This window comes from Streptomyces sp. NPDC059169 (genome assembly GCF_042755225.1).
Lineage (GTDB): Bacteria > Actinomycetota > Actinomycetes > Streptomycetales > Streptomycetaceae > Streptomyces.
Genome location: NZ_JBHZCF010000010.1, coordinates 38,167 through 54,222 on the forward strand (window position 1 = coordinate 38,167; position 16,056 = coordinate 54,222).

The window sequence follows — 16,056 nt, forward strand, 5'->3', positions numbered from 1 at the left end:
ATGACCGGCAACGAGCCCCACAACCCCCCCGGAAAGGCCGTCGACATGCCCCGACCGTCCGAACCCACCGACCGTGGCCTTCAGTCCGTCCTGGACCGTGCCGCCGAGGGCGGCAGGGTGACCCCCGAAGAGGCGCTGGACCTCTACCGCCACGCTCCGCTGCACGCGCTGGGCACGGCGGCCGACGCGATCCGCCGCCGTCGCTACGCGGGCACCGAGCACATCGCCACGTACATCATCGAGCGCAACATCAACTACACCAACGTGTGCGTGACGGCGTGCAAGTTCTGTGCCTTCTACGCGCCGCCGAAGGACACCGCCAAGGGGTGGACCCGCGACCTCGACGACATCCTGCGGCGCTGCGCCGAGACCGTCGAGCTGGGCGGCACGCAGATCATGTTCCAGGGCGGGCACCACCCCGACTACGGCGTGGAGTACTACGAAGAGCACTTCGCCGCCATCAAGAAGGACTTCCCCCAACTGGTCATCCACTCCCTGGGCGCCTCCGAGGTGGAGCACATGGCCCGGATCTCCGGGGTTTGTGTCGAGGAGGCGATCCAGCGGATCCACTCCGCCGGACTCGACTCCTTCGCGGGTGCAGGCGCCGAACTGCTGCCGGCGCGGGCCCGCAAGGCCATCGCACCGCTGAAGGAGTCCGGCGAGCGCTGGCTGGAGATCATGGAAGTGGCGCACCGGCTGGGCGTCGAGTCCACCTCCACGATGCTCATGGGCACCGGCGAGACCAACGCGGAGCGCATCGAGCACATCCGGATGATCCGCGACGTCCAGGACCGCACGGGCGGCTTCCGGGCCTTCATCCCGTACACCTACCAGCCGGAGAACAACCACCTGAAGGGGCAGACCCAGGCGACGGTCTTCGAGTACCTGCGGATGCTGGCCATCGCCCGGATCTTCCTGGACAACGTCGCGCACATCCAGGGGTCGTGGTTGACCGTCGGCAAGGAGGCGGGCCAGCTCGCCCTGCACTACGGCGCCGACGACCTCGGATCGGTGATGCTGGAGGAGAACGTCGTCTCCTCGGCGGGCGCCAAGCACCGATCCAACCGCAGGGAACTGCTCCAGCTGATCCGGTCGGCCGACCGGGTGCCGGCGCAGCGGACGACGACCTACGAGCACATCGTGGTGCACGAGGACCCGGCGAACGACCCGCTCGACGACCACGTCGTCTCTCATCTGTCCTCCACCGCCCTCGACGGCCCGGACGGGGCGAGGAGCCATCCCGAGCTGAAGGTGATCGGGGCCAGCTGACCGGCCCCTCCTGCGTGCCGCGCGTCCCGCCGGCCGCCCCCACACGACGGTGACCGGATCAGACCGCTGATCCGGTCACCGTCGTGTGGAGCCGTACCGGGATGGCCGCCGTGCGCAGCGGCCGATCGGCGGAGTCGCACCCGCGGTCCGGCCGGAAAGCTGACCGGTGCACAACGGTAGGGGCGGTTCCCGAAGACACCTCTTCGGGAACCGGCCCTACCGTTGTGCGTCCTGCGGTCGCCCGCCGGTCAGGCCGACTCGGCCTCCGGTCCGTAGACCTCCACCGAGTCCTTGACGCGCCGTACGTGGATGCACTCGCCCGGGCACTTCTTGGCCGAGTCCGCGACGTCCTGGACCAGATCCAGCGGCAGCGGCACGGTTGCCCGGGGCGCCTGGCGCAGTTCGTCGTCCTCACCCTTCACATAGGCGAGGCCGTCGATGTCCAGCTCGAAGACCTCCGGCGCGTACTCCACGCAGATGCCGTCTCCGGTGCACAGGTCCTGGTCGATCCAGACCTCGAGTTCGTCGTTGTTCGCGTTCGTGTTGGTGGACATACCGCCTGCCTGCCGATGGTGGTTTTGGTCTGTGGTTTCGGGCCGCGGGCCGACGGGTTTCAGACCCGCATGGGCTGTGGCGCCTCACGGCGCTCGGGGTCCGGTCCGGGGTACTCGCGGATCGTCTCGTAGCGGGTGTTGCGCTCGACGGGGCGGAAGCCGGCGTCGCGGATCAGGTCGAGGAGGTCCTCGCGGGTGAGCTTGTCCGGCGTGCCGTAGTTGTCCGCGTCGTGGGTGATCTTGTACTCGACGACCGAGCCGTCCATGTCGTCCGCGCCGTGCTGGAGCGCCAGCTGCGCCGTCGAAACCCCGTGCATCACCCAGAAGACCTTCACGTGCGGGACGTTGTCGAACAGCAGGCGGGAGACCGCGAAGGTCTTCAGGGCTTCCGCACCCGACGCCATGGTGGTCCGGGCCTGGAGCTTGTTGCGGACCTTGCCGTCCTGCATGTCCACGAAGTCGTGTTGGTAGCGCAGCGGGATGAAGACCTGGAAGCCGCCCGTCTCGTCCTGGAGCTCGCGCAGCCGCAGGACGTGGTCGACGCGGTGGCGGGGCTCCTCGATGTGTCCGTAGAGCATCGTCGACGGGGTCTTCAGACCCTTCTCGTGGGCCAGGCGGTGGATGCGCGACCAGTCCTCCCAGTGGGTGCGGTGGTCGACGATGTGCTGGCGCACCTCCCAGTCGAAGATCTCGGCGCCGCCGCCGGTCAGCGACTCCAGACCGGCGTCGATCAGCTCGTCGAGGATCTCGGAGGCAGTCAGTCCGGAGATGGTCTCGAAGTGGTGGATCTCGGTGGCGGTGAAGGCCTTCAGGGAGACGTTCGGCAGGGCCTTCTTCAGCTCGCGCAGCGAGCGCGGGTAGTAGCGCCACGGCAGCGTCGGGTGCAGACCGTTGACAATGTGCAACTCGGTGAGGTTCTCCCGTTCCATCGCCTTGGCGAGGCGAACGGCCTCCTCGATCCGCATCGTGTACGCGTCCTGCTCACCCGGCTTGCGCTGGAAGGAGCAGTAGGCGCACGACGCGGTGCACACATTCGTCATGTTCAGATGGCGGTTCACATTGAAGTGCACCACATCGCCGTTCTTGCGCGTTCGGACCTCGTGGGCCAGCCCGCCCAGCCACGCCAGGTCGTCACACCCGTAGAGCGCGATACCGTCCTCACGGGACAGCCGCTCTCCCGCATAGACCTTCTCCTCCAGCTCACGCTTGAGTCCTGCGTCCATCCCCAACTACCTTCCTGAGTACTTGACTTGGCAAACTGTGCGCTTGGGTGATGCGGGCGTCGTCGTCAGTAGATCCCTTCGGGCATGGCCCGGGAGACCTGCAGCGGCTGGACGTTCGCCACCCCGTCGCAGGGCCAGTCGGCCGAGGTCCGGTACCGCACGGCCTGGTCGCGTTCGAGGATGTTGGGCAGGAAGAGGTCCTCGTGCAACACCGTGAGCCTGACCTGGCCCACGTCCCCGTAGCCCACCGTGCGTGCCGGGTCGTTCCTGTCGACGACGGCCATGGTGACCTGCGGGTAGTTCGGGACGTACGGAAGGACGTCGCCGTCCTGCTCCGCGGGCAGGCCCATGGCGCAACCGAAGGTGTTCCCGTAGGCCGTCCCGATCCGGCCGTCGCCCAGCGCTCCGACGAACTCCCGGTACATCGCCGGCACGATCTGGGTACCGCCGAGTCCGACGCCGTCGAGCTGCCCGACCAGATCCGGACGCCGTCGCACCAGCGCCTGGAACAACGCGGGCGTCGTCTCCAGGTAGTCGATACGACGGCTGGTCATGAGGTCCGTGATCTGGTCGACGACGTGATCGACGTAGTGGTTCACCTCGGCCAACCGGCAGCCCCGGATGAGCTGCTTGATCCAGCGCGGGTCGAGGTCGATCCCGTAGACCACCGACGCATACAGGTGGGCGAGCTGCGCCGCGCCCTCGCCCACCACGTGCGGCCCTCCAGGAGTGGCGTACACCCAGCTGCGGCCCGGTGCGAAACCCGCCGTGACCAGACCCAGCCGCCGCCAGAGGGCGTGGTGGTCGAGCATCGAGGCGGTGTAGAAGACGTGGCACGGCCTGCCGGTGGTGCCTCCCGAGTCGAAGACCCGGCCGGCCAGCGGGCGCGACACGGCCTGCGGGACCAGGTCGACCGGGTCGAGGTCCCGCAGCTCGGTGAGTTCGAAGTGACCGAACGCCGACAGCTCGGCGTAGCGAGAGATGTCGAACGGGTCGAAATCCAGCGCGTCACGGCGCTTGAGCCAATACGGACTCCCGGTGTCCGGAGCGAAGTGGCGGCGTACGACGTACCGGGTCCACGCGTCCAGGTCCATGGACAGCCAGCGCCCCATGGCGGAGGTGTCCAGTGGTGCGGTGGTCGGCAGCATCGCCGTTCCTTTCCTGCCGGGAAGACCGCAGTGCGCGCGGACCTGCGGGAGCCGGACTGCCGCCGTGCCATCCGGGCGGACCGGCACCGGGGTGACGGTCCGACGCGGCAACACCGGCGGCCCCTCTCATACTCGCCGAGGCCACTCTGGGGAATTCCCCATACCCACAACGGGTTTCCTGGGGGGACGGCGCCGGAGCTCCGGGCCGGCAGCCCGAACGAACCCCGTCGGAGGGGACCCATGGCCCAGCGGCTGACCATCGCCCACTCACCGTGCCCGAATGACACCTTCACCTTCCACGCCTGGTCCCACGGCCTGCTCCCTCGGGCGCCCGGACTCACGGTGACCATTGCGGACATCGACGTCACCAACGGCCTCGCGGAGCGCGGCGCCGGGGACCTACTGAAGATCTCCTACGCTGCCCTGCCGTACGTGCTCGACGAATACGCCCTGCTGCCGTCCGGCGGGGCGCTGGGCCACGGATGCGGGCCACTGGTGCTCACCCGGCCCGCGGGCGGCCCTTCCTGCCCGGAGCGGCTGGCCGGGCGGATCGTCGCGGTGCCCAGCGTGCGGTCGACCGCGTACCTGCTGTTCCGCCTCTGGGCGGCACGAGCCGTGCCGGGCGGTGTGGGCGACATCGTGGTGATGCCGTTCCACGAGATCATGCCGGCGGTGCGGGACGGCGTGGTCGACGCGGGGCTCGTCATCCACGAGGCCCGCTTCACCTACCAGCAGTACGGGCTGCACCGCCTCGCCGACATGGGCGAGGAATGGGAGGCCACCAGTGGCTGCCCGATCCCGCTCGGCGCGATCGTCGCCCGGCGGGACCTCGGAGAGGAACAACTGCGGGCGGTGGCCCGGGCCGCGGCCGAGTCGGTCCGCTTCGCCTGGGACAACCCGTCGGCATCCCGGTCCTACGTACGGGAGCACGCCCAGGAGATGGCCCCGGACGTGGTCGAGCAGCACATCGGACTGTACGTGAACGAGTTCACCGCCGGCCTCGGCGGGAACGGCTACGCGGCGGTACGGGAGCTGCTCGGCCGGGCCGCCGCCGAGGGCCTCGTACCACCCGTCGCCCCCGGCGCGCTGGACTTCCCGGGGGCCGACCGGGCGTAGCCCCGGCCGAGCCCGTACGGCACGCGGACCCCGCGGACCGTGTGCGCACCCGCTGGACGACGGTGCGCACACGGCGCGCGGGGTCCACCCGTGCCGGTACCCCTCGATCGCGTGCCGCTATCCGTCGACGGCGACCGGCACGGCCTGCGTGCGGACCGCGTCGACCAGCTCCATCGTGGCGACCGCGTCCTGCCGCCATCGAGTCTCCGCGGGGTCGGCAGCGGCGCCGCCGACGGTCACGGCCGCGGCGAATCCGGCCAAGGACCGGTTCAGCTGGTCCGCCGCCGGGAGCGTGAACTTCTCGACGTGGTCCTGTTCCTCCAGTACCAGCTCCGGCTGGTACCCGGCCGGCGGGGTGAACGCCCGGTCCACGGTGACCTTCGCCCCCGCGCCCCACAGGGAGTAGAACGAGCCGTAGGCGTGCTCGAAGCCGAACTCGACGCTCGCCAGCACGCCGGACGGCGACACCAGCAGCGCCTGGCCCGACAGATCCAGTCCGTCGGACCGCCGCACCCGTGCCGTGGCGCCCGCCACCCGCAGTCCGGGACCCAGCAGCATCGTGGCGGCCCGCAGCGGATACACCCCCGCGTCCAGCAACGCTCCGCCGCCGAGTCCCGGCACGTACCGGATGTCCTGCTCGGGAAGTGGGGGGAAGCAGAAGGCCCCGCGGAACGCGCGCAGCCCTCCGAGACGCCCCTCGGCGATCAGCGCGGCGACCGCGTCGTGCTGCGGGTGGTGCAGGAACATGAAGTTCTCCCGCAGCACCAGGTCCCGGTCCTCGGCCAGCCCCACCACGGCCCGGGCCTCGGCCGCGGTCGTCGCGATCGGCTTCTCGACCAGGACGTGCTTGCCCGCGTGTAGCGCCCGCGCCGCCCACTCGCCGTGCAGGGACGGCGGTAGGGAGATGTAGACGGCGTCGATGTCCTCACGCTCCAGGAGTGCTTCCGTGGTCGCGGCGGCGCAGCCGAACCGGTCGGCGAAATGTTGGGCGCGCTCCGGACTGCGGCTGGCCACCGCGACGAGTTCGGTCTGCGGGCAGTTCTTCATGGCCGGGAAAACCCGCCGTCCCCCGAAGGACGAGGCCCCCAGCGCGCCGAACCGCACCGGCCCCGAGCCGTCGGGGTCGGCTGCCGGCCCGGTGGGCGCGGACAGTTGTCGTGGGGGAGTGATGGGCTGAGCCGGCACGGAGTCATCCAATGGAGGTCCTTGGGGGCGGAGGTTGGGGCGTCTGCCCCACCCCGGTGATCGGTGGGCGGGCCTTCGGGCACGGAGCGGAACGCCGGCCCTGCCGTGAACGGCCGGGCCGGGGAGAGTCAGCCCCAGGTCACCGGCAGTTCGAACACGCCGTAGTGCATCGCGGTCTCCCGCAGTGGCACTTGCTCCGCGGGCACCGCGAGCCGCAGGTCCGGGAAACGGTCGAACAGCTTCTGGAAGCCGATGCGCAGCGACGCCCTCGCCAGGTGCTGGCCGAGGCACTGGTGAATACCGAAGCCGAATGCCAGGTGCCGGCGCGAGGGGCGGTCGATGTCGAACTCGTCGGCGTTCTCGAAATACCGCGGATCACGGTTGGCCGAGGGCAGTGAGAGCACCACCGTCTGCCCGGCCTTGATGGTCCTGCCGCCGATCTCGACATCTTCCAGCGCCACTCGACTGGCCCCGAAATGAGAGATCGTCAGGTATCGCAGCAGTTCCTCGACGGTGTTGTCCATCAGCTCAGGCCGCTCGCGTACCTTCGCCAGTTGTTCGGGGTGCTCCAACAGCGCGAAGGTGCCCAGCGCGAACATGTTGGGAGTGGTGTCGAGTGCTCCGCCGATGGCGATCCAGGCGATGTTGAACATCTCCTGTTCGGTCAGCTCGCCGGTCGCGATGAGCTGCCCGAGCAGGTCGTCCCCCGGCTCGCCGGTGAAGCGTTCGGCCATCATCCGCTCGAGCGTCGCGTTGAGCTCCGTGTTGTGATGGATGAACTCATCGAGCGTGTAGTCGATCCGCATGATGACCGAGAAGTGCTCGGCCAGGGCCGTGAGATCGCGCTCCGACACCCCCATGATGGAGCAGGTCGACCTGGCGGGGATCTTCTCCGCGAAGACCTTCACCAGGTCCACCGGGGGCTCCATCTCGGCCATCTCGTCGAGCACCCCGTCGATGATCCGCTCCAGCGTGGGCTCGTACTGCTGGATCTTGCGCACGGTGAAGAAGCCGGTCAGCAGCCGCCGGTAGCGTGTGTGTTCCGGAGCGTCCATGCGCACGAAGTTGCCCGGCGCGGACGGCTCGGGGGAGTAGTCCTCGACGGGGAACGGCGGCGAGTGCACCAACGCCAGCAGTTCGCTGCGGTGGCTGAAGCGGGGGTCGGTCATGATCTGGCGGACGTGGTCATGCCGGGTGACCAGCCAGCCGTCCTTCTCGCGCGGCGACAGCTCGAAGGCCACCGGGCTGATCGGGTCCTCCTCGCGCAGCTGCGCGTACTCGGCTGCCGGATCGAAGGGACAGGTGCGCTTGTACGGGATCACCGGCGCTTTCGGCTCGTAAACCATGACTCCTCCGTTGCTGTTGGTGGCCACTGGGGCGCCGTGCTCGGAGCCCGTGTGCAGGGTGTGCGGTCCGCACCGGGCACGACGGGCGGTGATCGCGGGCCGAGGAAAGGGTCCGGTGCGGGAAGAAGGACGGCCGGCTGCCGCGTACCACGGGGCGGGCAGCGGCCGGCCGGGAGCAGGTCCGCACTACGCGGCGCGCGGGCGGCGTCCCGGGGTCGCGGTGGTTCCCCTGGCGACTCCCCCTTCGGTGTGGCCCGGGCCCGATGACAGCCACAGCCCAGCACGGACCGGTCGGAGGGAGCCAGTCCGGTGGGGGAATTCTAGGGAATTGCCAGTCGGGGGCGGCCGGCGCGACGGCATCGCGAGGGCACCCTCCCCGGGGTCGGGCGGGTGCTCTCCCGCACCCCGGACGGGCCCTCCTGCGGCTGGGCGGTACGGTCACGACGACGCACCGCACGGTCCCCGCGACCGTCGTCACGCGGTACCGCCCTACTGAGGTGGGTTGCCGTGTTTGCGCAGCGGCAGATCGGCCTGCTTGGTCCGCAGCACCGCAAAGGAACGGATCAACACCGCCCGCGTCTCGGCCGGGTCGATGACATCGTCGACCAGGCCGCGTTCAGCGGCGTAATACGGATGCATCAGCTCGGACTTGTACTCCTTGACCATCCGTGCCCGCATCGCCTCGGGATCGTCGGCTTCCGCGATCTCCTTGCGGAAGACGACATTGGCGGCCCCCTCGGCGCCCATCACCGCGATCTCGTTCGTCGGCCAGGCATAGGACAGATCCGCTCCCACGGAGCGGGAGTCCATGACGATGTAGGCGCCGCCGTAGGCCTTGCGCAGGATCAGTTGAACACGGGGAACGGTGGCATTGCAGTACGCGTACAGCAGCTTGGCCCCGTGGCGGATGATGCCGCCGTGCTCCTGATCGACACCGGGAAGGAATCCCGGCACGTCCAGCAGGGTCAGCAGCGGGATGTTGAACGCGTCGCAGTGCTGGACGAACCGGGCCGCCTTCTGCGAGGCGTGGACGTCCAACACACCGGCGAGCGACCGGGGCTGGTTCGCGACGATGCCGACGACCTCCCCGTCGAGCCGGGCCAGCGCGCACACCACGTTCGTCGCCCAGCGTTCCTGGACCTCCAGGAACTCGCCGTGGTCGACGATCTCCTCGATGACCTCGCAGACGTCGTACGGCTTCCTGCCGTCCGCCGGGACCAGGTCCAGCAGCCGGTCGCAGCGGCGGTCGACCGGGTCGGTGGTGGGAACGGCGGGCGGTCGTTCCCGGTTGTTGGCCGGCAACAGCGACAGCAAGTAGCGCACGTCGTCGATGCAGGTGGGCTCGTCGTCGTGGGAGAAGTGGGCGACACCGGAGGTCTCGGAGTGCACGTCGGCACCGCCGAGGCCGTTCTGGGTGATCTCCTCACCGGTCACGGCCCGGACGACGTCGGGGCCGGTGATGAACATCTGGGAGGTGTCACGGACCATGAAGACGAAGTCCGTGAGAGCGGGGCTGTAGGCCGCGCCGCCGGCGCACGGGCCGAGCATCACGGAGATCTGGGGGATGACGCCCGAGGCGCGGGTGTTGCGGTGGAAGATGCCGCCGTAGCCGGCGAGCGCCACGACGCCCTCCTGGATGCGGGCGCCGGCACCGTCGTTGAGGGAGACGAGCGGGGCGCCGGCCGCCAGCGCCATGTCCATGATCTTGTGGATCTTGGCGGCATGGGACTCGCCCAGTGCGCCGCCGAAGATCCGGAAGTCGTGCGCGTAGACGAACACCGTCCGGCCGTGCACCCGTCCCCACCCGGTGACCACACCGTCGGTGTAGGGCCGGCGGGCTTCCAGACCGAACCTGCTCGCACGGTGCCGGCGCAACGGCTCGACCTCGGTGAAGGACCCCTCGTCCAGCAAGAGCGCGATCCGCTCACGAACGGTCAGCTTGCCCTTGTCGTGCTGAGCCCGCGTCGCACGCTCGCCGGGACCGACCCGGGCCTTCTCGTGCAGGGCGTGGAGCTCGGCCACCCGCCCCCGGGTATCGTGCGGCACACTTTCGGCGGGGCCTCTCTCTCGGTAGGTCATCGGCAGCGATTCCGCCTCTCCACATCGGCGATTCCACGCATGTCCCCGGGCGTACCTACGGGTTCCGCAACCGGGCGGCGAGCGGCGGCACCGGGGCCGGACCGCAGAACTCCAGAGTGCCGTCCCGTCTCCAGCGGCCGAGCCGCCCGGACGCCAGCACCGGCGCGGTGTCCTCCGCCAGGCACGCCCCGTCGGCGCTGCGGATGCTGCCGTAGGGCAACGCGGGCCCCGTGGCGTGGACTTCACCCGTCTGTCCACTCGGCAGGGGGCTTCCGGCCGGGTCCACCACCCGCACATGGACGCCGGGCACCGGGTGGCTGGCTCCCGGATGTTCCGGCCAGGGATTGTCGGGGCTGAACTCCCGGACCGTCCACGGCAGGGTGCCGTCCGCGGCGGTGAACTCCACCCACAGCGGGGCCCGGGGCAGCACCTCGAAATGACGGTCGATCACCGTCCGCGGACAGGCGCCGCCGATCAGCACGGTCAACCGCGGGGACACCGGGTGGGAGGCCAGGGAAGGAGGCTGCAACAGCCGCGCGTACTCCTCCGGGCCGAAGACCGCGGCGGCCCTGCGCCTGGGCGTCGGCGAACAGGTGGCACCTCCGAAGCGGGACGGCACGTGGAGCGTCCCCCCGCAGGCGAACGCCCACCACATCGCGGGCAGCGTCGTCGTACGGACGGGCGGGTGGTGCACGATCACCCCGTCGTGCGCACTGCCGGCCCGGCGGATCCGGGCGGACAGCGCCAACCGCCATGCGCGGTGGTCGACCAGATAGCCACCGACCCCGTGGCAGTCCGTTTCGGAGACCAGCAGGTAGGCGGCCTCGGTGTGCCCCGAGCGCGGCAGCGCGCGGTCCGGAGCCTGGGCGGCGATTCTTGTCCAGGTGGCCGGGTCGTCCAGTACCCACGACATGCAGCGGTAGCTCCACACCGGCCGCGTCGCGGTGCTGCACAGCACCGTTCGGGCACCGCTGACCTCGATGATCCGGTCGAGCCGCGCACCGCGGGAGGCCGCGGGCACGGGCACGCACACCCCTCCGGCCTTCAGCACCGCGAGCTGGCCCACGACCGCCTGCCGGTGGTCACCGCAGTGGACGACCACCGGGTCACCCAGCTGAACCCCGCCGCGCACCAGCGCCGACGCCAACTGTCCGGCCCGGGCTTCGGCCTCTCCGTAGGACAGATGGTGCTGCCCCTCCTGCACGGCTCTGGTCATCGGGAACCTGCGGGCGGTACTGCTGAACATGCCGTCGAGGGTGAGCGACAGGGTCTGCGGCGGTCGCCGGCGGTGCGGCCGGGGCTCCGCCGGTCCGAGACTGCTGCCGTCGGACAGTGTCTGCCGAGTGACCACTTCGTCCCCCTTTCGTGCGGCAACCACAAAAGAACGTCGCGAGTGGCGTGCACGCCGTAATCCCGCTGCGCGGTCGTGGCTCGAACCGGCGCCCTGCCCGCACAGCGGAGGGTGGGAAGGGGGCTCTCGTCGGCCGCGGCACCACCGGACGGTCCGGCGCAGCATCGGACGCACCGCCCTCCGCGCCTCGCGGCAGCGTTGCCCACGTCCGCAGCAGCCGTTCCCATCAGGCGCACCGTCGGCCGATCGACAGCTTCGCCGCACGTTTTGCCTGCTGACAAGGACGTTTGCGGGGAACTAGGAGAATTGCTGGTTGTCCGGGGCGGCGGGCGGGGGGACGACGGCGCGGGCGCCGGGCCGCCTCGCGACGGCGGTCTCACCGGTATCGGGGCAGCCGGTGCACGCGGCTCCCGGTACGGCACGCGGCTCTTCCCGGGCTCGTCCTGCCCGCCAGGGACCGCGTGCACCACCTCGCCATCGCCGTCCCGACGACTGTATGCCCGGGATGAAACCCGGACACCTCCCGCGGGTGCTTCCCCTCCTCATCCGCCCCACCGCGCCCGCGCCCGGGTGCACCCCACGGAGGACGGGCGGCTTGCCGCTCGACCCGGCTCGGTTGGAGGTGTGCGCACGGGGGCGCGGTCCGTACGCCGCCGCCGAGCGCCGTCACGGCCGACCGGCGTGGGCCGTGGCGCCGGCACGGTCCTCGCCGTGCCGACCAGTGGGCAGCCGGCGGGGAGGCCCCACCGCTGCCGTGGACGCGGGGCCCAACCGCGTCTCCGGACAGCCCCCGTCAGACCCGGGCCGAGCCCGCGGACTGGACGTCGGCAGGGCGCCGGCAGGGGAACAAGCCCTGCCCGTACGCACGTTCCCGTCCACGGCGGGCGCGAACGGCGGTGTGGGGAGAGGGTGGAGCGCCGGGCAGATCAGGCCAGGGCCGCGTAGCCCGGCCGAACGACCTCGTCGATGATCCGGCGACGCTCGGGGAGCGGCAGGAACGCCGACTCCACCGCGGCGACGGTGAAGGCTTCGAAGACGTCGGGACCGTAGCCGAAGGCGTCCGCCATGTGCTGGAACTCGCGGCTCATCGTCGTGCCCGAGACCAGACGGTTGTCGGTGTTCACGGTGACGTGGAAGCCGAGGCGACGGAGCAGGTCGATCGGGTGCGTGGCGTAGTCCTTCGCCGCGCCCGTCTGCAGGTTGGAGGTGGGGCAGACCTCCAACGCGATCCGGTTGTCACGGACGTAGGCGGCGAGGTGCCCGAGCGTTGCCGAGCCGTCGTCGTGGACCTGGATGTCGTCGGTGATGCGGACGCCGTGGCCGATGCGCTCGGCGCCGCAGACCTGCACGGCCTCGTGGATGGACTCGGCGCCGACGGCCTCACCCGCGTGGATGGTGAAGTGGCAGTTGTGTTGCTTGAGGTGCTGGAAGGCCGGGAGGTGGTTGGCAGGCGGGTTGCCGATCTCACCACCCGCGATGTCGAACCCGGCCACCCCGCGGTCCCGGTGGGCCACGGTCAGCTCGGCTATCTCCAGCGACCGCTGCGTGTGCCGCATACCCGTGAGCAGGGCGCGGACCGTGATCCGTCCCCCGGCGCGGCGCTCGCCCTCCCGGAAGCCCTCGTTGACGGCGTCCACGACCTCGTCGAGGCTGAGGCCGCGCTCCTGGTGCTGCTCCGGCGCGTACCGCACCTCGGCGTACACGACCCCGTCGGCCGCCAGGTCCTCGGCGCACTCCGCCGCGATGCGGTGCAGGGCCTCGGGGGTCTGCATCACGGCGCAGGTGTGCGCGAACGTCTCCAGGTAGCGCTCCAGCGATCCGGAGTCCGCGGCGTCGCGGAACCAGACGGCGAGCGCCTCGGGGTCCTCGGAGGGCAGCCCGGCGTAGCCGCACGCGTGAGCCAGTTCGATGATCGTGGCGGGGCGCAGGCCGCCGTCCAGGTGGTCGTGGAGTACCGCCTTGGGGGCCCGGCGGATCCAGTCGGCGACAGCCGCAGAGTTGTCAGACAAGTGCATGCACCGGGAGTGTACGGCACGACGCCGCCCGGCGCCGTGACGGGGGGCACGGGCCTCGGCTCCCGGGAACCACTGGGGAGTCATGCCCGGCCCTCCCCCGATCCCGCCGGGAGGAGTGCGTCGTACGTCGGCGTCCCGGCGCCCCCACGTCGGCACCCCGCGCCCGCGCCGGAAGGGCGTCCCGGCTATCCGCATTCACGCATCCCTCGCATCCCGGTGCCCGCATCGCGATGCCCCTCCGGAGAAGCTCGCCTCGCGGTCCCCGCGCCCCGCTTTCTCCGGCCCACCCTCCGCGCAGCGGGGCGAGGCGCTTCCAGGTTGTCCGAACCCCCACGCGTACCTGTCGCCCCTTCCGCGGTGCCGGTCGCCGGTGCGGATCGTTGCGCGGTCTAGTTGGACTGCAGCACCGGCAGCGCGGGCGCCCCCGTCGGAAGCATGTGCTTGGCGGCCAGGACGGGCACCTCGCCCACCCGGACGACCTGGGTGATCAGCACGGCCGGCGTATCGGCCGGTCGGCCGAGCTGAGCCCCGCGCCGCTGCCCCAGCACCGTCGCCGTCACACCCGAGTGTGCCGTGAGAGGGACGCCGCGCGACGCGCCGGTCAGCACCGCCAGCATCGAGGTCCGCTCGCCCTCCGGTAGCGCGTGCAAGGCCCGGGCGAAGGCCGGATGGACCTGCCCCAGCACGTCGTCGGCCGCCGCCCACTCCTGGCTGAGTGCCGCCGCGCCGTCCCCGGTGAGCAGTGACTCCCAGAAGCGCAGCTCGGCGCGTGCGGTGGCGAGCAGGTGCTGCGTGGTGAAGTCGGTGGGCTCCTCCACGGTCCGCAGCAGCGCCCGTACCTGCAGCGGGTCACCCGCCGAAAGCTGCTCCTCCAGCGGCCGGATGTGTTCGAAGCCGCGCCGTGGCGGGCGGTCGTTGACCGTCCTGCCCACGCCGCGCCGCACCGTGAGCAGTCCGTCCTCCTGGAGCAGCAGCAGGGCCTCACGGAGCGCCGGCCGGCTGACGCCCAGCTCGGTCGCCAGTCGAGGTTCGGACGGCAGGGTGGAGCCGGGCGGATAGGTGCCGTCGTGGATGGCGTCCGCGATCCGCTCGTACAGGGCGACGACCGGTCTCCGCTGCTGTCCGCCGACTGTCACGGCCCCTCCTCGGCTCACTTGTCTGCCTGGGAGCTCTGCTGGCAGGGCCGGCAGACTGCTCCACTCTCGCTCACCGTAGTTCACTGCTGGATCGGCTTGACGTTCCATCCATGTCGATCTCGCTCTGTCTCGGCGTTACTTGTCAGACAACTTTAGTGGTGGGTGGCGAGTGTCTCGTACGCCTGCGAGGAGCACCCTGTCGATGCGCCGGCCGGTGGGGGCCGCGACCGGACATCCGCGACCGGACATCCGAGGCACAGACGGTCGGGCGCGCCGGGCACAACGGCCGGCATGTCCTCCACGCTCGGCCGGACGCGTTCCGGCACCGAGTCCGCCCCGGCGGGCCGCGGCAGCAATGCTGCCGGCCATGGTCCCGGCCGGGCTCGGGGAGGTCGCCGGCGTCATCACCGTCGTCGACGGCGGCCCGTGGGATCGCCGCCGTCGCGGGCGGGCGGATCGCCGGCCCCATCGGTTCCGCCTGCATCGTCGTCTGCTCCGCGCCGCCGCCGTCGCGGTCATCGACACCCGGACGCCGGTCTCCCCCCGGCCTGGCCGCCGGCGCCCACCCGCGCCCACCGTCGAGCGCTGCCCCGGGGTCTTTGGCCCCGCGCCCTCCCGTACGGCGGTCACCCGTACGGCCCGTTCCATCCACCCCACGGGGCGAGGACCCGTCCATCCTGGTCCCATGAGCCCCAAGGACGCAGCGACCGGTGTGAAGAGCAAGGACGGCTGGCGGAGCAAGCTGTCGCCGTCCAGGATCGGCATTCTGGTCCTGGCGGTCATCAGCCTGGTCTTCATCTTCGAGAACACCACGAGGGTGACCATCAGACTGCTGATCCCTGAGGTCACGATGCCCCTTTTCCTGGCCCTGCTGGCCACGTGGATCATCGGGGGCCTCTGCGGCGGGTACGTCTTCCGGCGCCGCACCCGATGACGGACGCTAGCCTGGCGGCATGCCCGCCGAACCCGCGCCCTCCCGTCCGGGTGCGCCCCGGCGGCCCGCCGCCGGCTACGTTTCGGTGGGGCCGCGCGTAGGGGTGCGCCACTACCGCCCCGAAGACGCCGAGGAGTTCACCGTACTGTCCCGGCAGAGCAGGGAACTGCACAGACCGTGGCTCTTCCCACCGCAGACGGCCGAGACCTACGCCGTCTACGCCCGCAAGCTCATCGACGACCCGACCAAGGCGGGCTTCCTCGTCTGCGAGCGGGACAGCGGCCGGATCGCCGGATTCGTCAACATCAACAACATCGTGCACGGCGCCTTCCTCAGCGGCGCCGTCGGTTACGGGGCCTTCGCCCACTGCGCGGGCCGGGGTCTGATGAAAGAGGGTCTCGGGCTCGTCGTGGAGCACGCGTTCGGTCCGCTCGGACTGCACCGCCTCGAAGTCAACATCCAGCCCCGCAACGAGTCCTCCATCGCCCTCGTACGGCGCCTCGGTTTCCGCCGGGAGGGTTTCTCGCCCGACTTCCTCTTCATCGACGGGGCGTGGCGTGACCACGAACGGTGGGCGATCACGGCCGAGATGGCGGCCCGGGGCCGGTAGCCACCGTCTCCGTCCGGGTGGCGGTCCACCAGCCTCGGCGGACCGCCACCTTCGGTGGACCGGGTGCGGCACGCGCCCGCACCGGTGCGG

13 protein-coding genes are annotated in these 16,056 nt (G+C 70.8%); 4 read left to right on the forward strand and 9 right to left on the reverse strand.

What is annotated here, in order from left to right; genetic code table 11:
• Positions 1 to 45: 45 nt before the first annotated feature.
• Positions 46 to 1,269, forward strand: coding sequence for a cyclic dehypoxanthinyl futalosine synthase (gene mqnC, locus ACFXOM_RS19640; RefSeq protein ID WP_385038716.1), 1,224 nt, complete (start codon positions 46 to 48; stop codon positions 1,267 to 1,269).
• Positions 1,270 to 1,517: 248 nt separating this feature from the next.
• On the opposite strand, the gene ACFXOM_RS19645 is transcribed toward mqnC, so the two are convergent.
• The 3 genes from ACFXOM_RS19645 to ACFXOM_RS19655 form a co-directional block, all read right to left on the reverse strand.
• Entirely contained in the window at positions 1,518 to 1,823 is a 306-nt protein-coding gene (locus tag ACFXOM_RS19645) for a ferredoxin (protein ID WP_384930941.1), read from the reverse strand.
• A gap of 59 nt (positions 1,824 to 1,882) precedes the next feature.
• Positions 1,883 to 3,046 carry an aminofutalosine synthase MqnE gene (gene mqnE / locus ACFXOM_RS19650; protein ID WP_384930938.1) on the reverse strand — a complete coding sequence of 388 codons (1,164 nt, stop codon included), beginning with the start codon at positions 3,044 to 3,046 and terminating at the stop codon, positions 1,883 to 1,885.
• Positions 3,047 to 3,111: 65 nt separating this feature from the next.
• On the reverse strand, positions 3,112 to 4,194 hold the full coding sequence (locus tag ACFXOM_RS19655; protein ID WP_384930936.1) for an arylcarboxylate reductase: 1,083 nt from the start codon (positions 4,192 to 4,194) through the stop codon (positions 3,112 to 3,114).
• A 240-nt stretch (positions 4,195 to 4,434) separates the two neighbouring features.
• Between ACFXOM_RS19655 and ACFXOM_RS19660 the strand changes: the two genes are divergently transcribed.
• Positions 4,435 to 5,310, forward strand: a complete 876-nt coding sequence (locus tag ACFXOM_RS19660) for a 1,4-dihydroxy-6-naphthoate synthase (protein ID WP_385038617.1) — start codon at positions 4,435 to 4,437, stop codon at positions 5,308 to 5,310.
• A gap of 117 nt (positions 5,311 to 5,427) precedes the next feature.
• Here ACFXOM_RS19660 and ACFXOM_RS19665 read toward each other — a convergent pair whose 3' ends face one another.
• The 6 genes from ACFXOM_RS19665 to ACFXOM_RS19690 form a co-directional block, all read right to left on the reverse strand.
• Positions 5,428 to 6,495, reverse strand: a complete 1,068-nt coding sequence (locus ACFXOM_RS19665; protein ID WP_384930930.1) for a Gfo/Idh/MocA family protein — start codon at positions 6,493 to 6,495, stop codon at positions 5,428 to 5,430.
• Between the two features lie 128 nt (positions 6,496 to 6,623).
• Positions 6,624 to 7,841 carry a cytochrome P450 gene (locus tag ACFXOM_RS19670; RefSeq protein WP_384930928.1) on the reverse strand — a complete coding sequence of 406 codons (1,218 nt, stop codon included), beginning with the start codon at positions 7,839 to 7,841 and terminating at the stop codon, positions 6,624 to 6,626.
• 489 nt (positions 7,842 to 8,330) lie between these two features.
• Positions 8,331 to 9,920, reverse strand: coding sequence for an acyl-CoA carboxylase subunit beta (locus ACFXOM_RS19675; RefSeq protein ID WP_385038619.1), 1,590 nt, complete (start codon positions 9,918 to 9,920; stop codon positions 8,331 to 8,333).
• Between the two features lie 55 nt (positions 9,921 to 9,975).
• On the reverse strand, positions 9,976 to 11,166 hold the full coding sequence (locus ACFXOM_RS19680; RefSeq protein ID WP_384930924.1) for an AMP-binding protein: 1,191 nt from the start codon (positions 11,164 to 11,166) through the stop codon (positions 9,976 to 9,978).
• A 1,031-nt stretch (positions 11,167 to 12,197) separates the two neighbouring features.
• Entirely contained in the window at positions 12,198 to 13,286 is a 1,089-nt protein-coding gene (locus tag ACFXOM_RS19685) for an adenosine deaminase (RefSeq protein ID WP_384930921.1), read from the reverse strand.
• A gap of 389 nt (positions 13,287 to 13,675) precedes the next feature.
• Positions 13,676 to 14,422: a GntR family transcriptional regulator gene (locus ACFXOM_RS19690; protein WP_384945869.1), complete on the reverse strand. Its 747-nt coding sequence runs from the start codon at positions 14,420 to 14,422 to the stop codon at positions 13,676 to 13,678.
• 685 nt (positions 14,423 to 15,107) lie between these two features.
• Here ACFXOM_RS19690 and ACFXOM_RS19695 point away from each other — a divergent pair.
• Both ACFXOM_RS19695 and ACFXOM_RS19700 read left to right on the forward strand, forming a co-directional pair.
• The gene (locus ACFXOM_RS19695; protein ID WP_384930916.1) at positions 15,108 to 15,356 is read left to right on the forward strand and encodes a DUF1049 domain-containing protein; all 249 of its coding nucleotides are present in this window, start codon (positions 15,108 to 15,110) and stop codon (positions 15,354 to 15,356) included.
• Positions 15,357 to 15,375: 19 nt separating this feature from the next.
• Entirely contained in the window at positions 15,376 to 15,966 is a 591-nt protein-coding gene (locus ACFXOM_RS19700) for a GNAT family N-acetyltransferase (protein WP_384930913.1), read from the forward strand.
• Positions 15,967 to 16,056: the final 90 nt, after the last annotated feature.